This window comes from Amycolatopsis camponoti (assembly GCF_902497555.1).
Taxonomy (GTDB): Bacteria; Actinomycetota; Actinomycetes; order Mycobacteriales; family Pseudonocardiaceae; genus Amycolatopsis; species Amycolatopsis camponoti.
Map to the genome: position 1 here is coordinate 3,196,932 of NZ_CABVGP010000002.1, position 24,365 is coordinate 3,221,296.

Sequence of the window (24,365 nt, forward strand, 5' to 3'; positions counted from 1 at the left end):
GGACGGCGGAAGAGGTTTCGCGGTAGCGACAGCGGAAGCCGCGTCGGCGGGCGGCGGGGGTGCTGCGGCCGCGATCCGCGCCGCCGGTCGCCGGGAGAACCTCTGTCCTAAGTGGACTCGAGCACGGCGGGCCGCGGGATGACCGTGCTCGCCGGGACCTCCGGGACCGCACTGCTCGCCGAGCGGGTCAGCGAAACCGCGCTGCTCACCGGCCTGCTCACCGACCTCGAACAAGGCCACTCCGGGATCGCCGTCGTCACCGGCCTGCCCGGCACCGGCCGCACCAGCCTGCTCTCACTGCTCGCCGCCCAGGGTGCCGGCCGGCCGATCCAAGTACTCAGCGCTCGTGGCTCGCTGACCGAGTCGGCGCTGCGGTTCGGCGTCGTCTCGCAGCTGGCCTCCGCGCTGCCCGATCGGGCGCTCGGGCGCGCCCTGGGTGAGCTGCTCGCCGCCGGGGCTCCCGGTGATCCCGGCTCTCCCGAGCTGTGGCACCCCTTCGTCGAGGCCGCCCGCCGCCGGCCCGTGCTGCTCCTGCTCGATGACGCCCACCTGATGGACGACAGCTCCAAAGCCTGGCTCGGCGCGCTGCTCCGGCGGCTGTGGCAGGTGCCGCTGCTGGTCGTCATCACGGGGGCGGGTGTCGTCCTGCCGTTCTTCGACCAGGAGACCGCGGAACCCTGGCAGCTGTCCGGGCTCAACTGGCACGCCACCCACGTCGTCCGGCTGCGCCCGCTGAGCCGGTCCGGGGTCGCCGAGGTCGTCCGCGCCCACGGGGCCGGGCCCGGTGGCGAAGACTTCGTCACCGAGCTGCACGCGGCCACCGGCGGCAACCCCGCACTGGTCCGCGTGGTGCTCGACCACTGCCGGACCGACCCGGAGCCCGGCGCGCGGCCGGACCGGCTGGCCGCGGACGCGCGCCGCGACCAGATGCTCGGGTTGCTCGGCCGGCTGCCCGACGACCTGCGGCGGCTGCTGCGCGCGTTCGTCGTCGCCGGGCACGTGCTCACCCCGGAACAGCTCGGCCCGCTCGCGGGCCGTCAGACGCTGCCGCCCGCACGGGCCTGGCGCGTGCTCGTCGGGATCGGGCTCGTGCCGGGCCGCGGGCGGTGCGCCGACCCGGGGATCGCGACCTGGGTCCTGGCCGGTATGACCCGCGCCGACCGGGCCGAGCTCTACGGAGCCGCCGCCGAACTCGCGCACCGGTGCGCTTTGCCGGAGGAGGACGTCGCCCGGCTGCTGCTCGGTGCCGGCCCGGCCGGGACCCGGTGGGCGCTCGACGCCCTCCTCGCCGCGGCGAGGAGCGTCGCCGGCCAGGCCGGGGAAGCGGCCCCGTACTACCGTCGCGCGCTGCTCGAACCGCTCGCGGACACCACCCGGGCGCAGCTCACGCTGGAGCTGGCGGCCGCCGACGGCGCGGCCCCGCACACCGGGGAGGTGCGGCTCGCCCGCGCGGCGCTGACGCCGACCGCCGGCCCGCTGCTGGGCGAACGGCTGGCCGCGGCGGACCTGCTCGTCACGCGCTGCGCCCCGGAACGGGCGGCCGGCCTGCTCAACGGGCTCGCCCCGGGGACCGCGACGCCGGATCTCGGCTCCCTGGCCGCGTTGCACTGGCTCGCCACCGATTCGCCGGACGGGGTCCCGGCACTCGGGATCCCGCCGGCGGCCTACGCCGAGGACCGCCTCGACCCCGACCGCGCGGGCGCCGCGGCCTGGCTCACCGCGACCCGGGGCACGGACCCGCGGCGGGCGCGGAAGCTGGCCAGGATCGCGCTTTCGCCGGTCCGGGGCGACACCCGCCTCTACGCGCCGAGGATCGCCGCCGCGTGGACGCTCATGGCCACCGACGACCCCCTGGAAGCGGCGGAGGCCCTCGACGGCGTGCTCGCCGACGCGCGCCGCCGGGGATCGCGGGCCGCGGCCGCGCTGGCCCTGCTCACCCGCGGCCGGCTGAGCCTGCGCCGCGGGCGCGTCCCGGCCGCCGAGGCCGACGCCGAGGCCGCGGTCGAGGGCTACCCGCTCACCCGGTGGCCGCCGCCGATGGCCCGGGCCTGGCTGGCCCTGCAGATCCTGCTCGGCCTGGCCCGCGGCGACCGCGACGCGGCGGAGCGGGCGGCCGCGACCCCGACGCGGGGGACCGCGGCCCGCCGGGGCCGCCACCACCTGGACACGCAGCTGCTGTTCGCCCGCGGCCTGCTCGACTGGACCGGGCAGCGCCCGCGGGCCGCGCTGCACCACTTCCAGGAGTGCGGCCGGATCCTGCTGAGCCGGGGGTGGGTCAACCCGGCGCTGGTGCCCTGGCGGTCGCTCGCCGGCGTCGCCCAGCGCGACCTGGGCCACCCGGAAGCCGCGGAAGAACTGGTCACGGCCGAGTGGGAGCTGGCCAGGGCGTGGGGAACCCGGACCGCGACCGGGCTGACCCACCTGTTCGCGGGCATCGCCCTGCCCGCGGGGAGCGCGTCGTTCCGGCTCACCCGCGCCGTCGAGGCGCTGCGGGACTCGCCGGAGCGGATCTGGTACGTCACCGCGGTGCTCCGGCTCGCCGAGGCGCAGCTCGACGCCGGCCAGCCGGCCGGGGTGTCCGGCCTGCTGCACGAGGCCGGGCGCCTGGCGAAGGCCTACCGGCTCGACGCCCAGTCGGCACGGGTGCGCGAGCTGACGGCCCGGCTGGCCGCGCAGCCCCGCCCGGCGGGCTCGGCCCAGCGCGCGGATCGCAAGCGGCAGGCCCTGTCGGAGACCTCGGCGCAGGTCGTCGACATGGTGGTGCAGGGGCTGCCGAACGCGGAGATCGCGCGGCGGCTGGCGGTCGGCAAGCGGGCGGTCGAGGTGCGGCTCACCCGGATCTACCGGCACTTCGGCGTCGCCGGGCGCGCCGAGCTGCGGGCGTTGTTCGCGTTGGAGGACGGGGAGTTCGGGACGCCATGCTGATCGAGCGCGACGCCGAGCTGGCGGTGCTGGCCGACCTGCTGGACGCCGGCGGCCGGGGAACCGGCTCGCTGGCGGTGATCGGCGGACGGCTCGGCTGCGGCCGCTCGGCGCTCCTGCACGCCGCGGCCGGGCTCGCCGGGAAGAAGGGGACGCGCGTGCTGCGCGCGTCCGCCGCCCCGACCGAACGCCGCTTCCCGCACGGGGTGGCCCGGCAGCTGCTGGAACCGCTGGTGGCCGAGGGCCGGGACCTGCCGGCCGAGCTGAGCCTGGTCAGCCCGCCCGAGGCGGCGGCTCTCGCGGTGGGACGGCACGCTCTCCTGCACCGGCTGTGGGTGCTGGTCGCCGAAGTCGCCGCGGACCGGCCGGTCGCGCTGCTCGTGGACGACCTGCAGTGGTCCGACGCCGAGTCGCTGGGCTGGCTGGCCCACCTCGTCAACCGGCTGCGGGCGATGCCGCTGGTGGTCGTGGCGACCGTGCTCGACGGCGACGCCGGTGCCGACCGCCCGGTGGTCGGCGACCTGGTGCGCGCGGCGGCCGTGGTCCTGCAGCCCGGGCCGTTGTCCCCGGCGGGGACGCGGGCGTTCCTCGAACGCCACTGCGGTGAACCGGCCGGCGACCGTCTCGCCGCGGCGTGCCGCGAGGTCACCGGCGGCAGCCCGATGTTCCTGGGGGCGCTGGCGGACGCGATGCTCGCCGAGGACCTCCGCCCGGCCGACGGGCAGCTCGCCGAGGTGCTGGCGCTGCGGCCGACCGGCCCGTCCCACCATATCGCCCGCTGCCTGCGCGCCCAGCCGTCCCGGGTGGCGGAGCTGGCGCGGGCGCTGACGTCGTTCGGCGAGCCCGGCGACGCCGCGGCGCTCGGGCGGCTGAGCGGGCTGGACCCGGCGGACCTCGAAGAGGCCGCCGGAGCGTTGCGGCGCCTGGGTTTGCTGGCCGCGGACGGGGTCCGGTTCGCCGGAGCCCGGATCGCCGAAGCCGTCGCGGGCACCATGACCGTGTCCGAACAGGACGAGCTGCGGCTGCGCGCGGCCGAGGTGCTCTACACCGACGGCGCGCCCCTGGAGCGCATCGCCCGGGAACTGCTCGCGACGACCGCCGAACCGGCGCCGTGGGGGACCGAGGTGCTGCGGGGCGCGGCCGCCGCCGCGGCCGACCGGGGCGAGGCCGAGCAGGCGGCCCGGTACCTGCGGCACGCCCTGCTGTACACGACGTCCGAGCGCGGCGTGCTGCTCGCGGACCTCGTCGCGGCCGAACGCGGACGCGACCCCGGCGCCACCACCCGGCACCTCCAGCAAGCGCTTCCCCTGCTGCGGACCGCGGCCGAGCGGGCGGACCTGCTCTGCCGCGTCCCCGCCCTCGCGACCGCGCGCAGCCGCGAGGAAACCGAGCTGCTGCGCGGCACGCTCGTCGAACTGGCCGCGAACGGCGGCGAGGAGGACCTCCGGGCGCGGCTGGAAGCGCGCCTTTGGTTGCACGGGCAGGACAACGCGAGCACGTTCACGGCGGCGGCGGACCGGCTGCGCCGGCTCGGCCCGGACCCGGCACCGGCGGGGCCGGGGCAGCGCGAGCTGGTGGTCGCCCTGCTGCACGCGGCCACGCAAGCCGAGACGGTGCCGCGGCGGGCGGCCGCCGATCTCGCCCACCGGGTCCTGGGCCGGGAACCCGGCGGTCCCGCGCAGATGTTCACCGTGCTGCCGCTGGTGACCGCGGTGCTGGTGGCCGCCGACGCCACCGAAGGCCTGGAGTCGTGGTTGCTGGCGGCCGCGCAGCCCGGCGCGGACGAGCCCGGGCTGGCGGCGCTGCAGGCGTGGACGAACCAGGCGAAGCTGTGGGCCGCGACGGGCAGCCCGGTGCGGGCCAGGGACCGCGCGCTCGAGGCGCTCGAACACGCCGCGCCGGACTGGTCCGCGGTGGTCACCGACTGCGTCGTCCTGCTGGCGCGCCTGGCGATCGAGCTGCGGGACGACGAACTGGCGCTGCGGGCCCGCCAAGCCGCCGCCGACGCGCGGCTGGCACCGTGGGAGCTGTCGATGGTGCACGGCGCGGTGGCGGTGACGGCCGGGGACCTGCCCACGGCGATCGAGTACGTCGAGGACTACGGCCGTCAGGTGAGCCGGGCCGGGCGGACGAACGTGGCGTGGTACCCGTGGCGCCTGCTGGCCGCGACCCTGCACAGCCGCGCCGGCCGGCGCGGGCCCGCCGCGGAGCTGGTCGAGCGGGAGTACGAGCACGCGCAGCGCTGGGGCGCCCCGGCGGCGCTCGGCCGGGCGTTGCGGGCCCGGGCGGCACTGGCGGCCGGGCCACCGGGGATCCGGCTGCTGCACGAGTCGGTGGCGGCCCTGGCGACGTCGGGGGACCGGCTGGAGCTGGCCAAGTCGCTGATCGCCCTGGGCAGGCGCCCCGGCGTCCCCGACGCGGACGACCACCTCCGCCGCGGCCGCCGGCTGCGCTTGCTGTGCGACCTCCCCGACCCGGCGCCGGGCGAGAACCCGCCCGGCCGCGCGTTCGCGAGCGACCCGGCGTTGACGACGACCGAGCAGCGCATCGTGGAGCGCGTGGCCCGCGGCGGCCGGAACCGCGACATCGCGGCCGAGCTGGGGGTGACGACGCGAGCGGTGGAGAAGCACTTGACGAGCGCGTACCGGAAGCTGCGCATCAAGGGCCGGGCCGAGCTGGTGAGGGGTACGGCGCCGGCTCCCGACCACCACGATCTGGCGGATCCCCGCGCGGGGTGACTGGGGGTGTCGTGAGTGGGAAACAGGGTTCTGGTCCTGTTTCCCACTCACGACCCCGGGTCAGAGCAGGGCGAACTTCTGGGCCGCGGAGCTGTTGCAGTCCCAGATCTGCAGCCGCGTCCCGTTGCCCGTCGCGCCGTTCGGCGAGTCGAGGCAGCGGCCGGACTGGGGGTTGCGCAGGGAGCCGTCGGCTTGCTGGGTCCACCCCTGGCCGCCGACGCCGTTGCAGTCCCACAGCTCGACCTGGGCGCCGTTCGCCGTGCCGTTGCCGACGACGTCCAGGCACCGGCCCAGCGTCCGCAGCGCGCCGCCGGACAGGTGGAACCAGTGCTGGTCCACCGCGAACGACTGGCAGTCCCACAGCTGCACGGCCGTCCCGTTCACGCCGTGGTCGTCGCCGGCCACGTCGACGCACTTGCCGCCCGGGCCGGTGATCGGGCCGCCGCCGGTGACCGAAAACTTCTGGGCCGCCGAGCTGTTGCAGTCCCAGATCTGCAGCCGGGTGCCGTTGGCGGTGGCGCCGTTCGGCGAGTCCACGCACCGGCCGGACTGCGGGTTGCGCAGCGAGCCGTCGGCCTGCTGCACCCACTTCTGGCCGCCCACGCCGTTGCAGTCCCAGAGTTCCAGCAGCGCGCCGCCCGCCGTGCCGTTGCCGACGACGTCGAGGCACCGGCCCAAAGTGGACAGTGACGAGTCCGCGTTGTGCGCCCAGTGCTGGTCGGAGGCGTTCGCCTGGCAGTCCCACAGCTGCACGGCGGTGCCGTTGCCACCGGTGTCGTCGCCCGCGACGTCGAGGCACTTGCCGCCGGGGCCGGAAACCGTGGCCGCGTAAGGCGGTGTGCCGGTCGACCCGGCATACCCGACGGAGACCACATTGGCCTGGACGGCGTCGTCCGCCGCGTCGGTCGGGTAGCCGGCGGTCATCACGCCCTCGAAGAACGAGCCGATGGACGCGTTGCTGTTGTCGCCGCCGGTGCCGAGCACGATCGAGCCCTCCTGGTGCATCGGCGTGTACCCGCCCGAGGGCAGCGCGCCGTTGTACCAGGTGGTCAGGCCGCCGCTCTGGGAGTTGCCGCCCTTGAGCGCGAACGTGGTCTGGCCGTTGTTCTTCAGCAGCGCCGTGACGAACGGCGTCGCGTTGCCGCGGTTGGCCGTGTTGGAGCGGTTCCCTTGGAACAGCCCGTTTTCGAGGTCGCCCGCCACCCACGGGCCGATCCCGGTGCACGGCGGGAAGTAGCAGGTGGTGCCGAGGTTGACGGCGTCCATGTGGCCGTTGCCGGTGTCGGCGATCTGCGCCTCGACGTTGCCGTAGTCGAAGCAGCAGCCACCGTTGACGTGCGTGCCGCTGGCGACCATGTACATGCCTTCGGGCTGGCCGTTGACCGCGACACCCGCGCCGACGTAGTGCCGGTACCCGGTGCCGGGGGAGACGTAGACGCCGTAGACCTTGTGCCCGCCCGCGGTGACCGGCAGCGCGGACGCGATCGCGGCGACGTCCTGTCCGCCCGCGGTGCCCGGGCCTTCGACCGTGAGGTCGTTGTGGCGGGGGGACTGGTCGTAGATCACCGTGATGGTGCACGTCGTCCCGGCGCAGAAGGAGTCCTGCGCGGCGGCATTGGCGTACCCGCCGGTGGCGAGCAGGCCGATGTTCGTTTCGGCGCGGTCGGAAGCGCGCTGCACGCGGTAGAGGTTGCCGGCGTAGGCCGAATAAAGGGCACGGGTGGTGCTGTGCGCGGCGACGCACTGGGTGCCGGCGGAGCCGTAGATGTCGCACGGCAGGGAGCCGGCGGCCTGGGAGGCGGTGCTCAGGCCGAGCATCGTCGCGAGGACGAGCAGGGCCGTGGTGAGGGTGGCGAGGATTTTTCGACCGCGGGGCACGGGAACCTCACTCTCGAAGCCGCAGGCGGCGACCTGCGCGGATTTTTACAACGTTGTATTTCCGGGAGAGAAGGGGGATGCGGGAGTGCGAATGGGGATGTGGGGAGGGTATGGCCGGGTTCTCGGCCGTGTCAACCGTGCACGTGCGAATGGTCCAGTCCACTACGGTGCAAGGGTTCGAAACGGGTGCGAACCGTTTCTCACAAAAGGATTTCCCGGGCAAATCCGGCGCCGCCGCGGATCAGGTCGGCATCGCCGGGAAGGACACGGCCGCTGCCGGGCCGAGGCTGGTCGGGCGCCGGCGGCCGGGCGCGCAGCCGCGCCGCCGCCGGCCGGATCGCCAGGTACCCGCACCGGCCGGGCAACGTCGCGGACGGCGGCGGTGTCGGTCGCGCGCTCGTCGCCGGGGACTCCGGTGAACAACGCGGGCCGGCTGCCGACCCCGGCCGAGCTGACCGTCCTTCAGAGCCAGGTCACGACCTGCACCTGCGCCGGCCTCAGCCAGCGGACGCGGTCGATGTTCACGACCGGGCTGAGCTTGCCTTCCTTGTCGCTGACGCGATCGGTGTGCGCGAAGAGCTCCTCGGTGGCCGCGTCGGCCGGCCAGACGGCCACGGCGGTCGCGTCGCCGAGATCGACGGCGGGCACGCTTCCCCCGGCCACCTGGACGTCCACGGACCGCACGTCCTTCGTGGCCGGCCGGCCGACGACGTTGCGGATGGTGATCCGCGGCGGCATCCGGAGCACGAGGAACCGGTACGAGCGAGCGTCGGTTCGTTTCCACTTCGTGGCGTCGATCGGCCCGTTGACACCGTTGGTGTCGAAGCCGCCCCACTCCTTGAACTGCACCTTCTGGAAGCCGATCCGGCTGATGTCGGCGAACCGCGCGAGCGCGACCTTCTCGAAGGGTGTCGCGACCACCGACGGCGAGGGCGTGACGAGAGGGTCGATCCACACGAACTCGTACGTGGATTCGCCGAACCTCGGCGTGCTGTTCCACCGCGCTTCCGTCTCCGACCTGGTGTAGCCGCGCTGCCAGCTCAAACTTTCGAACCTCGCGCTCGCCGTGCTGCCCTCGAGCCCGGCGCCGCCGCCGCTGAACCGGAGCGCCACGAGGAAGCCCAGGGTCGGGTTCTCCTGCTGTTCTTTGGCCAGTTCCGGTTCCCTCGCCGCGAACTGCTCCTGGATCCGCCGGGCGTTGCCCCGCTCGATGAGCGAGTTCAGGGCCACGCTCGCGCCGAGGATCACCAGCGCCGCTCCGGCGCCCGCTCGCTTGGCGAGCGACGTCTGCCCGCCGCCCCCCGCGCCGGCTCCCGGCGGCGCCTGCCCACCGGCTATCGGACCGCCGCCGCCACCGGATCCGCTTACGGTCAGCGTGGCGACGCGCCGGAAGTAGCGCACGGGGATCTTCTCGACGGTGCCGAATTCGGAGTAGCTCTTTCGCGTTCCCATGTCACGGAAGTTCTTTTCGAAGTACTGCTGGTCGATCGTGAGCTCGTACTTGTAGCGGAGGTTCGCGGTGACCGGAGCACCGGTGTGGTCCGCCGCGTCCTGCTGGGAGACGCCCTGGTCGTAGTCCGTCAGGCGCGGGTAGCCGGGTGGGGAGCTGAACGTTTCCCGGTTTTCGAGGTCGCCGTAGTGGTAGAGCCGCACGGTGCCGGTGGTACCGGGGTGCCCGCCCAGCACCGGAGGCGCCGGCGGAGCTTCCGGCGGGTCGCCGTTCGGGGCGCGCTGGATGGCGAGCGCGCCCTGACGTCGCTGCTGGACGACGTGGGCGAGTTCGTGCGCGACGAGGGCGCGGCCGGCCGGGGTGCCCGGCTGGTACCGGCCCGCCGCGAACGTGATGTCGTCACCGACCGTGTACGCCGCCGCGGACATCGACCGGGCCGCCGCGTCGGCGGCCGGCCCGGTGTGGATCCGGACCGGGCCGAAGTCCGGCCCCGGGCCGGGTCCGCCCGGGGCCGACGTGACGTGGTTCGCGACGGCGGTCGCCTCCCGCTCCCCGGCGTCGCCGGGCTCGCTGACCGTCGCCGCGCCCGTCCCGGCGGAGATGCCGTCCGCCACGCCGGCGAACGACTGCTCCATGGTCCGGCGGACGTCGTCCGGCAACGGCGTCCCACCGTCGTGCACAGCGGCTACCGCGGCGTTGCCCACGGCCCTGCGCAGAGCACCCGGGTGATCCGGCGCGGACGCCCTTCGCGGCGCGCGCTCCGGTTTCGCGGCTTCCGTCGCGCGTTGCCGTTCCGCTGGTTCCCGTTGCGACGAGCCCATCGTCTCCTCCTCCGGTTCCCCGGCCGGCCTGCCGGGGCCCGCTTCCGCTCGTCGACGAGGACGGCCGCGCGACGCTGCGGCTGCCGGAGTGGCGGGAGCCGCCCTGGGTGTCACGCTGGCACGGGCCGTCGACAATCCGTCGACAGTCGTCGACCGCTCCTCGGCACCACGGCCGCGACCAGCGGCGCTCCCCGGGGCCGGACGACCCACGCAGTAGGCTGAAGCGAATGAGCGCGGCATCCGGCACGGAGCACTCGATGGTCGAAACCCGGCACCAGACCCGGCTGCTCACCCTGCTGCGGGACGAGGGCCCGATGTCACGGGTCGAGCTGGGGGAGCGGCTGGAGCTGCCGCGGGCCCGGGTCGGAGCCGAGGTGACCCGGCTGGCGGAGGTCGGGCTCGTCGAGACCGCCGGGCCGTCGGCCAGCCGCGGCGGGCGGCGTTCGACGCTGGTCCGGCTCGCGGGCGACCTGCGGGTGCTCTCGGTGGACGTCGGCGCGACGTCGGTCGGTGTGGCGGTCACCGACGCATCGTGTGAGGTGCTCGCGCACGCCGTCGAGGACTGCGACGTCCGGCAGGGGCCGCACCCGGTGCTGCGGCGGGTCGCCGAGCTCGCGGCGAAGATCCGGGACGAGGCGCCCGGCCGGCTGGTCGCGGCGGGCATCGGGCTGCCGGGGCCGGTCAGCTTCGCCGAGGGGATGGCGGTCGCGCCGCCGATCATGCCGGGCTGGGACCGGTTCAACGTGCGGGACCACCTGGGCGGGCTCTGGGGCTGCCCGGTCGCGGTGGACAACGACGTCAACGCGATGGCGCTGGGGGAGCGGCACGCGGGTGTCGCGCGGTCGACCGACGACCTGATGTTCGTCAAGATCGGCACCGGGATCGGCTGCGGCATCGTGCTCGGCGGCAAGGTGTACCGCGGGGTCGCCGGCACGGCGGGCGACATCGGGCACATCCGCCTCGACGACTTCGGCCCGACCTGCGCGTGCGGTGAGGTCGGCTGCCTGGAGGCCTACTTCGGCGGCGCCGCGCTGGCCCGCGACGGGCTGGCCCTGGCCCGCAGCGGCCGCTCGGCCCACCTCGCCGAGGTGGCCACCGAACGCGGCGCGGTCACCGCCCGCGACGTCGGCCGCGCGGCCGCGGCGGGCGACTTCGGCGCGGTCAACCTCATCCGCGACGGCGGTCGCCGGCTCGGCCAGGTCGTGGCTTCGCTGGTGAGCTTCCTCAACCCGGGCATGGTCGTGATCGGCGGCGGCGTGGCCCAGCTCGGGCACCAGCTCCTCGCCGAGGTACGCGGCGCGGTCTACCGCCGTTCGCTGCCCCTGGCCACCGGCAACCTCCCGATCGTGCTGTCCGAGCTGGGCGAGACGGCCGGCGTGATCGGGGCCGCCTGGTCCGCGACGGACCGGGCCTTCACACTCAGCAGCTGACGGCTCGTGAGTGAGAAACAGCGTTAGAACACTGTTTCTCACTCACGACCCCGCGCCGTGCTCTCACCCTCGGTCGCCGGACAACTTCCCCTCGTAATGTCGGAATCGGACAGACTTTTGCATTGCCAAACCGAAAGTCTGTCCGGTTTCGCACGTCTATCCGGGTGAAAACCGGACGTAACGCGACTACATCACCTTGACGAGTGATGCGCGCCACCCTACTTTCGCTGGCTGAGAGACAAAGTCCGTGCAGGGCGCAGCAGAAGTGAGAGGCACCGTGGCCATCACCGGAACGAGGCGCGTCGACCCGGCGAGCCCCCGTACGGCGAACCTGGCCGCGGTCCTGCGGGCGCTGCGCGCCGGCCCGCTCTCGCGCACGCAGCTCGCGGCCCGCTGCGGGATCGCGAAGTCGGCGGTTCCCGGTCTGCTCACCGAGCTCGCCGGACGCGGCCTGGTCCGGCCGGCCGGCATCCTGCCCGGCAACGGACGGCCGAGCCGACTGGTCGAACTGCACGGCGAAGACGCGTACGCGCTGGCTCTGGGCATCGAGGCCGATCGGCTCTCGGCGCTGGTCACCGACCTCTCCGGCCGGGTGCTGGCCGAGCGGGCGGAGACCGTCGACGTCGCCGCGCTCGGGCTTCAGAGAGGCATGGACGAGCTCGCCGACCTCGCTCACCGGGTGCTGCCCGGCCCACCGGTCGGGGTCGCGATCTCGGTGCCCGGGCTGGTCGACTCGGCCGCGGCCGTGCTGCGGCTGGCCCCGGCCCTGCGCTGGCGCGATGCCGAGATCGCCGGCCTGATGGCAGCGCGGCTGAACCTCCCGGCCGACGCCATCGCCGTGGACAACGACGCCAACCTCGGCGCGCTCGCCGAGACGGCCGCCGGCGCCGGCGACCTGTTCTACCTCGGCGGCGGTACCGCGGTCGGCGGTGGGCTCGTCTCCGGCGGCGCCATCCTCCGCGGCGCGCGCGGGTTCGCGGGCGAGGTCGGGCACATCGCCGTCGACCCGTCCGGCGAACGCTGCTCGTGCGGCCGGACCGGCTGCCTCGAAACGAAGGCGAACCTGGCGGCCGTCCTGCGGGCGGCGGCACCCCCGGGCGATCCGCTGCACGATCCCGCCCTCGGCGTCGAAGGCCGGGTCGCCCAGCTGAAGCACCGCGTCCGGCAAGGGGACCAGCGCGCGGCCACCGCGGTCCACGACCTCGGCGTCGCCCTCGGCATCGCCCTGTCCACCGTGGTCGACGTGCTCGACCCGGACGTCGTCGTCCTCGGCGGCTACTTCGCCGAGCTCGCGGACTGGCTGGTGGAGCCGATCCGCGTCGAGCTCGCCGTCCGGCCGCTCGGCCACGCCCGGGTGGTGCCGTCCCGGCTCGGCCTCGGGGCCCCGCTCCGGGGGGCCGCGCACCTGGCCGCCGAGCGGCTGTTCGCGAACCCGACGCTCGTCGAGGAGGCCTCGGTATGAGCCTGCTTTCCGTCCGCGGCATCGTGAAGACCTTCCCGGGGGTGCGCGCGCTCGACGGCGTCGACCTCGACGTCGAACCCGGCGAGGTGCACTGCCTGCTCGGGCAGAACGGCGCGGGGAAGTCGACGCTGATCAAGGTTCTCGCCGGGGCGCACCAGCCCGACACGGGGGAGATCACCTGGCAGGGCGAGACCGTGTCGCTCGGTTCGCCGGTCGACGCGCTGCGCCTGGGCATCGCCACCATGTACCAGGAGCTCGACCTCGTGCCCGGGCTTTCGGTGGCGGACAACATCTTCCTCGGCCACGAACGCGCCCGTTTCGGCTTCACCCGGATCTCGCAGGCCCGCGACGAGGCCGCCCGCCTGATGGCCCGGCTCGGCCACCCGGGCATCCGGCCGTGGCACGAGGTCGGCAAGCTCTCCGCCGCCGGCCAGCAGCTCGTGTCGATGGCCCGCGCGCTGGCGCACGACGCCCGGCTGCTCGTGATGGACGAGCCCACCGCCGCGCTGGCCGGCGAGGAGGTCGACAACCTCTTCCGCATCGTCGGCGAGCTGACCGCCGACGGCGTCGCGGTCGTCTACATCTCGCACCGGCTCGAAGAACTGCGCCGGATCGGGCACCGGGTGACCGTGCTCAAGGACGGCCGGACCGTCGGCACCGGCCTGGACGCCGCCGCGACGCCGACCGCGGACCTCGTCGCGCTGATGGCCGGGCGCAAGGTCGAGACCGTCTTCGGGCCGCGCCACGACGGGCACGCCGACCGGACCAGGCAGGCACTCGAAGTCGAGGGGCTGACCCGGGCCGGTGAGTTCGAGGACGTGAGCTTCACCGTGCACGCGGGGGAGGTCGTCGGCATCGCCGGGCTGGTCGGGTCCGGTCGCAGCGAGCTGCTGGAGACGATCTTCGGCGCGCGCAAGGCCGACAGCGGAACCGTTGCCGCGCAGGGGAAACCACTGCGTCCCGGCAGCGTGCTCGCCGCCGTCAAGGCGGGCGTCGGGCTGGCCCCGGAGGAACGCAAGAGCCAGGGCCTCCTGCTGGACCTGCCGGTGGTCCACAACGTGACGCTGGCCAGCCTCGCCCGCTACGCGAAGTTCGGCTTCACCGAGCGCGGCAAGGAACTCGACGACGCCGGCGCCAGCCTGCGGCGCCTCGACCTCCGGCCCGCCGACCCGCGCCGGATCGTCCGCACGCTTTCCGGTGGGAACCAGCAGAAGGCGGTGCTCGCGCGGTGGCTGGTGCGCGGGTGCAAGGTGCTGCTGCTCGACGAGCCGACGCGCGGGGTCGACGTCGGCGCCCGCGCCGAGCTGTACCGGCTGATCGACGAGCTGGCGGCGACCGGCGTGGCGATCGTGCTGGTGTCCAGCGAGATCCCCGAGGTGCTCGGGCTGTCCGACCGGGTGCTGGTGCTGCGCGAGGGCCGGGTCCTCGCCGACGGGCCGTCCGCCGGCCTGACCGAGGCCGAAGTGCTCGACGTGATTCTGGAGGGGAGCGCGGCATGACCGAAACCCAAGCACCGCCACAGGAAGCGCTTCCCGTCGAACGGAAGCGGTTCGCCTTCCGGGCCGACCCGCGGCTGCTCGGCCTGGCCGGGGTGCTCGTCGTCCTGTGCCTGGTCGGCCAGTTCACCCGGCCCGAGCTGTTCTTCACCGAAAGCAACATCTCCACGATCCTGCGGCTGGCCGCGGCGATCGGCGTGGTCAGCGTCGGGATGACGTTCGTGATCATCAGCGGTGGCATCGACCTGTCCGTCGGCTCGATCGTCGCGCTCTCGAGCGTCTGGCTGACGACGCTGGCCACCCAGTCCTACGGGCCGTGGGTGATGATCCTCTGCGGGCTCGCCGTCGGCCTCGGCTGCGGGCTGGTCAACGGCGTGCTCGTCTCCTACGGCAAGGTCGTGCCGTTCATCGCGACGCTCGCGATGTACGTCTCGGCGCGCGGGCTGGCCGAGCGGATCAGCGGCCGCCGCACGCAGGTGGTCGCCGACCAGGACTTCCTCGCCTTCTTCCGCGGCGCCCTGCTCGGCATCCCGGTGCTGATCTGGCTGTTCGCGCTGGTGTTCGCGGTCGGCTGGGTCGTGCTCAACCGCACCACCTTCGGCCGCCGGACCTACGCGGTCGGCGGCAACATCGAGGCGTCGCGGCTGGCCGGCATCAACGTCAAGCGCCACCTCGCGCTCGTCTACGGCGTCGCCGGGCTGTGCTGCGGGATCGCCGCGCTCATGGTCGTCGCGCGGACGACGGCGGGCGCCTCCACGAACGGCATGTTCTACGAGCTCGACGCCATCGCGGCGGTCGTCATCGGCGGCACGCTGCTCACCGGCGGCCGCGGCTCGCTGATCGGCACCCTCATCGGCGTGCTGATCTTCACGGTGCTGTCCAACCTCTTCACGCTCAACAACCTGGACACCGACATCCAGAACATCGCCAAGGGCGTGATCATCGTGCTCGCCGTGCTCTTGCAGTTCCGGGCCAGGAAAGCCAGGACCGGCCCGTAGTCACCACCGCAACACCGATGGAGGCCGTCATGACCGAACAACCTTTCCTCGGCCGCCGGGGATTCCTGCTGGGCGGGGCCGCCGTCGGCGCCGGCGCACTGCTGGCCGGCTGCACGTCGAACACGCCGGCGGCATCGGAGTCCAACGCTCCGGTCGCCAACGCGGGGAACAACGCCCAGCCGGGCAAGCCGATCACGATCGGCTTCTCCGCGCCGGCCGCCGACCACGGCTGGATCGCGGCGATCACCAAGAACGCCAAGGCCCAGGCGCAGAAGTTCAGCGAGGTGAAGTTCAACGCCACCGAGGGCACCAACGACGTCAACCAGCAGATCTCCCAGGTGGAGACGCTGATCAACGCCAAGGTCGACGTCCTGGTGATCCTGCCCTTCGACGGCAAGGCGCTCACCTCGGTCGGGCAGCAGGCGATGGACGCCGGCATCCCGGTGATCAACCTCGACCGCGTCTTCGACACCCCGCTCGCGTATAGAACGTGGATCGGCGGCGACAACTACCGGATGGGCGTCAACGCGGGCAACTACATCGCCGCGGAGCTCAAGAAGAAGAACGTCGCGAACCCGGTCATCGGCGAGGTCGCCGGGATCGATTCGCTGCCGCTGACCCAGGAACGCAGCAAGGGCTTCGCGGACGCGCTCGGGCGGGCCGGGTTCAAGGTCGGCCCGCGCGTCTCGGCGCAGTTCACGTCGGAGTCGGGTGAGCAGCAGACCGCGAACCTCCTGCAGGGCGCGCCCAAGCTGGACGCACTGTGGAACCACGACGACGACCAGGGCATCGGCGTCAACGCGGCGATCGACACCGCGGGCCGCAAGGAGTTCATCATGGTCGGCGGCGCCGGCTCGAAGAACATGATGAACCTGATCAAGGCCGACGCTTCGCCGATCAAGGCGACCGTGCTCTACAGCCCGTCGATGGCCTCGACCGCCGTCGCCCTCGCCCGCCTGCTCGGGCAGGGCAAGGGGATCGGCGACCTGGCCGAGCACGACATCCCGGCCGAGATCACGACGTACTCCGCGGTCGTCACGAAGGAGAACGTCGACCAGTACCTCGACGTCGGCTTCGACTCCTGACCCGCAATCTTCCGCGGCTGGTCGTGAGTGAGAAACAGGGTTAGAACACTGTTTCTCACTCACGACCACCGGCACCGAAACCCAAGGAGGGGTATGAGCCCGGCACGGGAAACGATCGGGATCGGGATGGTGGGCCACGCGTTCATGGGTGCGGTGCATTCGCACGCCTGGCGCAGCGTCCACCGGTTCTTCGATCCACCGCTGGTGCCGAGACTCGCCGTCCTCGCCGGGCGCGACGAGACCCGGGCCAAGGCAGCGGCGGAGAAGTTCGGCTGGGACGCCGTCGAGACCGACTGGCGGAAGCTGATCGCCCGGGACGACGTCGACCTGGTCGACGTCTGCACGCCGGGGGACAGCCACGCCGAAATCGCGATCGCCGCGCTGGAGGCCGGGAAGCACGTGCTGTGCGAGAAGCCACTGGCCAACTCGGTCGCGGAAGCCGAGGCGATGGCCGAGGCGGCGCGGAAGGCCCGCGACCGCGGGGTCCGGGCCATGGTCGCCTTCAACTACCGCCGGGTGCCCGCGCTCGCGCACGCCAGGAACCTGGTGGCGAGCGGGGCGCTCGGCGAGATCCGGCACGTGCGGTCGGTCTACCTGCAGGACTGGCTGTCGGATCCCCAGGCGCCGATGACCTGGCGGCTGCGGCGCGAATCCGCCGGATCGGGTGCGCTGGGCGACCTCGGCGCGCACATCGTCGACGCCGCCCAGTTCGTCACCGGCGAGGTGATCACGGGCGTCTCGGCGCTGACGAACACCTTCGTGAAGCGGCGGCCGTCGGAGAACGGCGGCACGGACGACGTGACGGTCGACGACACCGCGTTGTTCCTGGCCCGGCTGTCCGGGGGAGCCGTCGCGAGCTTCGAGGCGACCCGGTTCGCGCTCGGGCGCAAGAACGCGATGCGGCTGGAGATCAACGGGTCGAAGGCGAGCCTCGCGTTCGACTTCGAGTCGATGAACGAGCTCCAGTGGTACGAGGGCACCGGCACCGAAGCGGGCTTCCGGCGGATCCTCGTCACCGAGCCGGAGCACCCGTACGTCGGGGTGTGGTGGCCGCCGGGCCACCTCCTCGGCTACGAGCACACGTTCACCCACGAGGTCGCCGACCTCCTGGCGGCCATCGGCGCGGGCACCGATCCCACGCCGGGCTTCGACGACGGCCTGCGCGTCCAGCGGGTGCTCGACGCCGTCGAACAGAGCGCGGCGGCGGAAGCGAAATGGACCGCGGTGGAGGAGACCCGATGAGCCGTCCGGTCACGTTGTTCACCGGCCAGTGGGCGGACCTGCCGTTCACCGAGGTCTGCAAGCTCGCCGCCGACTGGGGTTACGACGGCCTGGAAATCGCCTGCTCGGGCGATCACTTCGAGGTCGACCGGGCACTGTCCGAAGAGGACTACGTGCCCGGCAGGCTGGCGCTGCTGGCCGAGCACGGGCTCAAGGTGTGGGCGATCTCGAACCACCTCGTCGGCCAGGCCGTCTGCGACGACCCGATCGACGCCCGGCACCGCGCGATCCTCCCGTCCCGCATCTGGGGCGACGGCGAACCCGAGGGCGTCCGGCAGCGGGCGGCCGCGGAAATGGCCGACACGGCGAGGGCCGCGGCGAAGCTCGGCGTGGACACGGTCATCGGGTTCACCGGGTCGAAGATCTGGAAGTACGTGGCGATGTTTCCGCCGGTCACGCGCGATGACATCGATGACGGCTACGCGGACTTCGCCCGCCGGTGGAACCCGATCCTCGACGTCTTCGACGAGGTCGGCGTCCGGTTCGCGCACGAGGTGCACCCGTCGGAGATCGCCTACGACTACTGGACGACGAAGCGGGCGCTCGAAGCCGTCGGCCACCGGCCGGCGTTCGGGCTGAACTGGGACCCGTCGCACTTCGTGTGGCAGGACCTCGACCCGGTCGGGTTCATCCTCGACTTCGCCGACCGGATCTACCACGTCGACTGCAAGGACACCCGCAAGCGCCTCGACGGCCGCAACGGACGGCTCGGCTCGCACCTCGCGTGGGCCGATCCGCGCCGGGGCTGGGACTTCGTGTCCGTCGGCCACGGCGACGTCCCGTGGGAGGACTGCTTCCGGGCGCTGAACTCGATCGGCTACACCGGCCCGATCTCGGTGGAGTGGGAAGACGCCGGGATGGACCGGCTCCGAGGCGCGGCGGAGGCGGTGAAGTACCTGCGCGAGCACCTGTTCGACCAGCCGTCGGCGGCTTTCGACGCGGCTTTCAGCAACCAGAGATGAGGGAGTTCCATGTGCGGTGACTTGCCAGAGCAGCACTCCCGAAGGACGTTCCTGAACGTGGCGACGGCGGCCCTCACGGTGGGGGCGGCGGCCATCGCGCTACCCGGCACCGCGGACGCCTCCCCGGCCCGTCGGCGCGTTCCGCTCGACAAGATCAGCATCCAGCTCTACTCGCTGCGGTCGCTCCTGCAGAACGACCCCGAAGGCACGCTGTCCGCGCTGGCCGACATCGGCTACCGGAAGGTCGAGCTGGCCGGGACCTACGGCCGCAGCGCCACCGAGTTCCGCGCCATCCTCGACCGTTGCCACATCAAGGCCTCCTCGACGCACGTCGGCATCGACGGCGACCTGAACCAGGTCATCGCGGACGCGAAGATCCTCGGCAACCGCTCCGTCGTGGTGCCGTACGCGAACTTCGGCACCATCGCCGAGTGGGAGACCTTCGCGGGCCGGATGAACACCGCGGCCGTCACCTTCAAGAAGGCCGGGCTCAAGCTCGGCTACCACAACCACGACCATGAATTCCACCCGATCGACGGCGTGGTCCCGTACGACGTCCTCACCGCGAAGACGAACAAGCGTGACGTCCACCTGGAAATCGACCTCTTCTGGGCGGTGAACGGCGGCGCGGACCCGGTCGAGCTGTTCCGCCGCAACTACCCGCGCGTCACGCAGTACCACGTGAAGGACCGGACCGCGGACGGGCAGATGGTCGACCCCGGCGCGGGGGTCATCAACTTCCCGCGCATCTTCGCCGCGTCCTGCCACACCATCGGCGAGTACATCGTCGAGCACGACCAGCCGGCCGACCCGCTGAGCACCGCCAAGGTCGGCTTCGAGTACCTCCGCACCGTTCGGTTCTGACTCCCGGGGGAAAGCACATGCGAGTGTCACGTCGGTCGATGCTGGCCGGAACCGCCGCCGGGGTGCTGGTGCCCGCGATCGGCGTAGGCGCCGATTCGGCGTCGGCGGCGGGTCTGACCCGCAAGATCACGATCTACGCGGAAGCGCTTCCCGGCGGTCTCTACGGCTACGGCCTGGAGCCGGGCAAGGCCACGATTCCCGGGCCGCTGCTGGAGATCTACGAGGCCGATACCCTCGAGATCGAACTGGTCAACCGGACCGACCAGCGGCTGTCGATCCACCCGCACGGCGTCAACTACGACACCGGGTCCGACGGCGCCCCGCTCAACGCGTCGTTCAACAAGCCGGGCGAGACCCGGACCTACACCTGGAAGACGCGGACCCGGTACGAGGCCAGTGGCGGGTTCTGGATGCCGGGCAGCGCCGGCTACTGGCACTACCACGACCACGCGATGGGCACCGACCACGGCACCGGCGGCCTCGCCCGCGGGCTCTACGGCGGGCTGATCGTTCGCAAGCGCGGCGACCTGCTGCCCAGCAGCCAGTACACCGTCGTGTTCAACGACATGATGATCAACCACAAGATGGCCCCGGACACCCCGATGTTCGAAGCGCGGCTCGGCGAGCGCGTCGAATGGGTGTGCATCGGCCACGGCAGCCTGCCGCACACGTTCCACCTGCACGCGCACCGCTGGGCCGACACCCGCACCGGGATGTTGAGCGGCGCCGCCGACAACGCCCAGGTCGTCGACAACAAGAACCTCGACCCCGGCGGCTCGTTCGGCTTCCAGGTGATCGCCGGCGAGGGCGTCGGGCCGGGGGTGTGGATGTACCACTGCCACGTCCAGAGCCACTCCGACGGCGGGATGGTGGGCCTGTTCCTGGTCCGCAACGCCGACGGCAGCCTGCCCGACGGGGCGCAGGAAGCGATCGACCGGTTCAAGGAGCACGGCCACGCCGGGCACGACATGAACCCCGACGGCCGGACACACGCATGAGGAGGGGAGCCATGAAAAGACGATGGTTCGGCAGGCGCGGGGCGCTCGTGCTCGCCATCGGGGCGGTCCTCGCGGCCGGGGCCCCGCTGATCACGATGCCGGTGGCCCAGGCGGCCCCGGCGGCGAACGTCGCGGTGAACGTGCTGGTCTTCCACGGCGCCGCGGCGGACCAGAAGGACCCGGTGCTGCGTGCCGCGGACGCCATCGCGCGGCTGGGTCAGGACAACGGCATCACGGTGACGGCGTCGTCCGATCCCGCGGTGTTCAGCGCGGCGAACCTCGCCAAGTACCGCGGCGTGGTGTTCCTGTCCGCGCAGGGCGTGACGCTCTCGCGTGAGCAGGAAGCCGCGCTGCAGGCCTACATGAAGGCCGGCGGCGGGTTCCTCGGCATCTCCGACGCGGCCCGCGCGCAGGACTCGTCCCAGTGGTTCACCGGCCTGATCGGCGCGCGCCCGGTCGGCGCCCGCCCGACGCCGGAAGCCGTGGCGTCGGTGACCGCGAGCGCGGAGAACCCGCCGAACGAGACCAAGGAGAAGCTGGCCGACAACAACGAGAACACCAAGTGGCTGACGTTCGCCACGACTGGCTGGGCGGCCTACAAGATGGCCACCCCGGTCGCGGTCAGCAGCTACTCGCTGGTGTCGGCGAACGACTTCCCCGGCCGGGACCCGAAGAACTGGACCCTGCAGGGTTCGGCCGATGGGACCACCTGGACCGATCTGGACACGCGCACCAACGAGGTGTTCACCGACCGGTTCCAGACCCGGACGTTCACCTTCGCCAACACGACGGTGTACCCGAACTACCGGCTGAACATCACCGCGAACTCGGGTGAGCCGCTCATCCAGCTCGCCGACCTCAAGCTGTTCAAGGACACCTCGACGACCCCGCCGCCGCCCGAACCGGCGCCGCAGCAGGCCGTCGTCGACGTCCTCGACGCGCAGCACCCGGCCACCGCCGGGCTGCCGCAGAACTGGACGCGCACCGACCGGTGGCTCAACTGGGAGACCAACCCGGTCGGCACCGTCCACACGGTCGCGCAGGTCGAGGAGAAGGGCTACAACCCGGGTGTCGGCGCGAACGGCGCGTTCCACCCGATCTCGTGGTGCCGCGACTACGAAGGCGGCCGCTCCTTCTACACCGGCATGGGCCGCACCGAGGCGTCCTACGGCGAGGACCGCTTCCGCAGCCACCTGCTCGGCGCCCTGCGCTGGACGACCGGCATGGTGCGCGGCGACTGCCAGGCCGGGATCGCCGCGAACTACAAGGTCGAGCGGCTGACCGGCAAGAACGCGGCCGGGCAGCTCGACCAGATCGGCGAGCCGCACGGGCTCACGATCGCCCCGGACGGCAAGGTGTTCTACATCGGCAAGGCGGCCTGCCCGACCGGGCCGATCGTCAGCTGGGACGACCCGAACGTCGGCCTCGGCTGCGGCACGGTCCACCAGTGGGACCCGGTCACCAAGAAGGTCAAGCTGCTCACGACGTTGCGGGTGATGGGCAACCGGGGCAGCGGGGACGAGCTCGTCAAGAACGAAGAAGGCCTGCTCGGCCTGACGCTCGACCCGAAGTTCGCCGAGAACGGCTACATGTACGCCTACTGGATGCCGCACGAGTCGATCGACCGCGACAAGCGGATCGGCAAGCGCACGGTCTCGCGGTTCACCTACAACGCCACCGCGCAGACGCTCGACCAGGCCACGCGCAAGGACCTGCTGTCCTGGGACGTCCAGATCCACAGCTGCTGCCACGCCGGCGGCGGCATGGCGTTCGACAAGGACGGCAACCTCTACATCGGGTCCGGGGACAACAACTCCTCGGGCGGCTCGAACGGCTACTCCGGCAACAACTGGACGCTCGACTACAAGGGCATCTCGTTCCAGGACGCGCGCCGCACGGCGGGCAACACGAACGACCTGGACGGCAAGATCCTGCGCATCCACCCGGAGGCGAACGGGACCTACACGATCCCGCCGGGCAACCTCTTCCCGAACGGGCCGGCGGACAAGACGCGCCCGGAGATCTACGTGATGGGCGTCCGCAACATCTCGCGCCTGCAGATCGACCCGGTGCACGACTGGATGACCGCGGGCTGGGTCGGCCCCGACGCGTCCTCGCCGAGCCCGGAGCTGGGCCCGGCGAAGTACGAGACGGCGACCATCATCACCGAGGCGGGCAACCACGGCTGGCCGTACTGCATGGGCAACCGGCAGCCCTACCGCGACCGCAGCAGCACGAACGCCGCGGAGCTGACGGGCTGGTACGACTGCGACAACCCGGTGAACACCTCGCCGCGCAACACCGGCCTGGTGAACCTGCCGCCGATCAAGGACAACATGATCTGGTACTCGCCGGACGGCGGCGGCCCGGTCTTCCCGAAGCGGCCGGGCTCGTCCATTCCGACGTACAACGCGGCGGACGCCACCTACACCCAGCCGTACCTGCGGGGCGGCGGCCAGGCGATCATGTCGGGCCCGACCTACCACCGTTCGCTGGTCAACACGAACAGCGGCGTCGCGTGGCCGGCGTACTGGGACAACAAGTGGTTCATCGGCGACGAGTCCAACTCCCAGAACCGGGTCGCGGTGACCGTCGACCCGGCGGGCGTGCCGACGCACCAGCCGCCGGTGTTCGCCGAGACGTTCCGCCAGATCATCCCGGGCGGCTCGGGTGACACCAAGGTGCAGAGCTGGATGGACGCCAAGTTCGGGCCGGACGGCGCGCTGTACGTCCTGGACTACGGCAACGGGTTCTTCTCCCTGGACGCCAACCAGAAGCTGCTGAAGATCAGCTACACCGGCGGGGCGCCGACGCCGGCACCGGCCGCGTCGTCGGTACTGGTGCAGAACAAGGCGCTTACGGCGGCGTTCACCGGCTCGAAGTCCGGCGGCGTGTCCTACCGCTGGGAGTTCGGCGACGGCTCGGTGTCCACCCAGGCGGACCCGCGCCACACCTACCCGCGGACCGGGATCTTCACGGCCAAGCTGACCGTCACCTACGCGAACGGCGAGGCGGTGACCACGCGCACCGCGGTGAACGTCGGGTGTCTCGTGGCCGATCCGGGTCCGGTGGTGACACTGGGCGACGCGATCACGAAGGTGCCGAACCGCAACGCGGGCGGCGGCTGCTCGGTGGACGACTTCATCGATGACGAAAGCACGTGGAGCACGCACGCGGCGTTCGTCAACCACGTCGAGCAGGCCACCGAGACGCTGTCGGACCTCGGGGTGCTGAACGACGCCGAGGTGGCCGAGCTGAACGCGGCGGCCGAGGCGTCGCCGATCGGGAAGCCGGGCACCACCGGCTACGACGCCATCTTCGACGGCACAGCCGCGTCGTTGCGCGGCTGGGAACAGGCGCCATCCGGGCAGTTCACCCTGCAACCCGACGGGTCGATCCGGTCGGCCGGCGGGCTGGGCATGCTCTGGTACGCCCAGCGGCAGTTCACCGACTTCTCGGTGAAGGTGCAGTTCAAGGACATCGCCCCGGACGCGAACCGGGCCAACAGCGGGGTCTTCGTCCGGTTCCCGGATCCGCGGACGCCGCTGGCCCAGCGACCACCGGGCAGCTGCGGCACCGTCGGGTCGGCGCGGGACTCGCAGGCGTGGGTCGCGATCTACTGCGGCCACGAGATCCAGATCTACGACGGCGACTCCGGTGAGCCGCAGAAGACCGGGTCGGTCTACAACTTCGACCCGCGCCCGCTCGACCAGGCGGGAGCGCGGCCGAAGGGAACGTGGAACGAGTACGAGATCAAGGTCGTCGGGCAGCACTACACGATGATCCGCAACGGCGTGGTGATCAACGAGTTCGACAACACGCCGGGTCAGCAGTCCTCGCGCGCCGGGGACCCGCCGACCGACCTGCGGCAGTTCGTCAGCGGGTTCATCGGGCTGCAGAACCACAGTGACAACGACCTGATCGAGTTCCGCAACATCCGGGTACGGCAGCTGTAGCGCTGCTGCGGCTGGTCGTGAGTG

At 72.5% G+C, this 24,365-nt stretch carries 14 protein-coding genes; 12 read left to right on the top strand and 2 right to left on the bottom strand.

Annotation, left to right across the window (positions count from 1 at the left end; all coding sequences use genetic code 11):
- Positions 1-111: 111 nt before the first annotated feature.
- Positions 112-2,925: a helix-turn-helix transcriptional regulator gene (locus tag AA23TX_RS35250; RefSeq protein ID WP_155547011.1), complete on the top strand. Its 2,814-nt coding sequence runs from the start codon at positions 112-114 to the stop codon at positions 2,923-2,925.
- Entirely contained in the window at positions 2,919-5,660 is a 2,742-nt protein-coding gene (locus AA23TX_RS35255; protein WP_155547012.1) for an AAA family ATPase, read from the top strand. The genes AA23TX_RS35250 and AA23TX_RS35255 overlap by 7 nt, the downstream gene beginning before the upstream one ends.
- 60 nt (positions 5,661-5,720) lie before the next feature.
- On the opposite strand, the gene AA23TX_RS35260 is transcribed toward AA23TX_RS35255, so the two are convergent.
- Together AA23TX_RS35260 and AA23TX_RS50510 are read right to left on the bottom strand one after the other, a co-directional pair.
- Complete coding sequence (locus AA23TX_RS35260; RefSeq protein WP_230862907.1) at positions 5,721-7,538, bottom strand: arabinofuranosidase catalytic domain-containing protein; 1,818 nt, start codon at positions 7,536-7,538, stop codon at positions 5,721-5,723.
- A gap of 462 nt (positions 7,539-8,000) precedes the next feature.
- Positions 8,001-9,668, bottom strand: coding sequence for an eCIS core domain-containing protein (locus AA23TX_RS50510; RefSeq protein ID WP_230862908.1), 1,668 nt, complete (start codon positions 9,666-9,668; stop codon positions 8,001-8,003).
- Positions 9,669-10,036: 368 nt separating this feature from the next.
- On the opposite strand from AA23TX_RS50510, the gene AA23TX_RS35270 reads away from it, so the two are divergent.
- From AA23TX_RS35270 to AA23TX_RS35315, 10 genes are all read left to right on the top strand, one after another.
- Complete coding sequence (locus AA23TX_RS35270) at positions 10,037-11,239, top strand: ROK family transcriptional regulator (RefSeq protein WP_155547013.1); 1,203 nt, start codon at positions 10,037-10,039, stop codon at positions 11,237-11,239.
- Positions 11,240-11,516: 277 nt separating this feature from the next.
- A complete protein-coding gene (locus tag AA23TX_RS35275; RefSeq protein WP_155547516.1) occupies positions 11,517-12,701 on the top strand; it encodes an ROK family protein in 1,185 nt (394 codons plus the stop codon).
- Positions 12,698-14,200, top strand: a complete 1,503-nt coding sequence (locus AA23TX_RS35280; protein ID WP_155547014.1) for a sugar ABC transporter ATP-binding protein — start codon at positions 12,698-12,700, stop codon at positions 14,198-14,200. The genes AA23TX_RS35275 and AA23TX_RS35280 overlap by 4 nt, the downstream gene beginning before the upstream one ends.
- On the top strand, positions 14,197-15,195 hold the full coding sequence (locus AA23TX_RS35285; RefSeq protein WP_155547015.1) for an ABC transporter permease: 999 nt from the start codon (positions 14,197-14,199) through the stop codon (positions 15,193-15,195). Before AA23TX_RS35280 ends, AA23TX_RS35285 begins: the two co-directional genes overlap by 4 nt.
- 29 nt (positions 15,196-15,224) lie before the next feature.
- Positions 15,225-16,280 carry a substrate-binding domain-containing protein gene (locus AA23TX_RS35290; RefSeq protein ID WP_196425668.1) on the top strand — a complete coding sequence of 352 codons (1,056 nt, stop codon included), beginning with the start codon at positions 15,225-15,227 and terminating at the stop codon, positions 16,278-16,280.
- Between the two features lie 93 nt (positions 16,281-16,373).
- Positions 16,374-17,522: a Gfo/Idh/MocA family protein gene (locus AA23TX_RS35295; protein WP_155547017.1), complete on the top strand. Its 1,149-nt coding sequence runs from the start codon at positions 16,374-16,376 to the stop codon at positions 17,520-17,522.
- The gene (locus AA23TX_RS35300; protein WP_155547018.1) at positions 17,519-18,523 is read left to right on the top strand and encodes a sugar phosphate isomerase/epimerase family protein; all 1,005 of its coding nucleotides are present in this window, start codon (positions 17,519-17,521) and stop codon (positions 18,521-18,523) included. The genes AA23TX_RS35295 and AA23TX_RS35300 overlap by 4 nt, the downstream gene beginning before the upstream one ends.
- A gap of 9 nt (positions 18,524-18,532) precedes the next feature.
- Complete coding sequence (locus tag AA23TX_RS35305) at positions 18,533-19,387, top strand: TIM barrel protein (RefSeq protein WP_155547019.1); 855 nt, start codon at positions 18,533-18,535, stop codon at positions 19,385-19,387.
- 17 nt (positions 19,388-19,404) lie between these two features.
- The gene (locus tag AA23TX_RS35310; RefSeq protein ID WP_230862909.1) at positions 19,405-20,385 is read left to right on the top strand and encodes a multicopper oxidase domain-containing protein; all 981 of its coding nucleotides are present in this window, start codon (positions 19,405-19,407) and stop codon (positions 20,383-20,385) included.
- A gap of 11 nt (positions 20,386-20,396) precedes the next feature.
- A complete protein-coding gene (locus AA23TX_RS35315) occupies positions 20,397-24,341 on the top strand; it encodes a ThuA domain-containing protein (protein WP_439328786.1) in 3,945 nt (1,314 codons plus the stop codon).
- Positions 24,342-24,365: the final 24 nt, after the last annotated feature.

Bases quoted from the DNA above. Each gene is read 5' to 3' on its own strand.
- AA23TX_RS35290 (WP_196425668.1), top strand. From the start codon at position 15,225: ATGACCGAACAACCTTTCCTCGGCCGCCGGGGATTCCTGCTGGGCGGG.
- AA23TX_RS35255 (WP_155547012.1), top strand. From the start codon at position 2,919: ATGCTGATCGAGCGCGACGCCGAGCTGGCGGTGCTGGCCGACCTGCTG.
- AA23TX_RS35295 (WP_155547017.1), top strand. From the start codon at position 16,374: ATGAGCCCGGCACGGGAAACGATCGGGATCGGGATGGTGGGCCACGCG.
- AA23TX_RS35315 (WP_439328786.1), top strand. From the start codon at position 20,397: ATGAAAAGACGATGGTTCGGCAGGCGCGGGGCGCTCGTGCTCGCCATC.
- AA23TX_RS35285 (WP_155547015.1), top strand. From the start codon at position 14,197: ATGACCGAAACCCAAGCACCGCCACAGGAAGCGCTTCCCGTCGAACGG.
- AA23TX_RS35280 (WP_155547014.1), top strand. From the start codon at position 12,698: ATGAGCCTGCTTTCCGTCCGCGGCATCGTGAAGACCTTCCCGGGGGTG.
- AA23TX_RS35305 (WP_155547019.1), top strand. From the start codon at position 18,533: ATGTGCGGTGACTTGCCAGAGCAGCACTCCCGAAGGACGTTCCTGAAC.
- AA23TX_RS35270 (WP_155547013.1), top strand. From the start codon at position 10,037: ATGAGCGCGGCATCCGGCACGGAGCACTCGATGGTCGAAACCCGGCAC.
- AA23TX_RS35300 (WP_155547018.1), top strand. From the start codon at position 17,519: ATGAGCCGTCCGGTCACGTTGTTCACCGGCCAGTGGGCGGACCTGCCG.
- AA23TX_RS35310 (WP_230862909.1), top strand. From the start codon at position 19,405: ATGCGAGTGTCACGTCGGTCGATGCTGGCCGGAACCGCCGCCGGGGTG.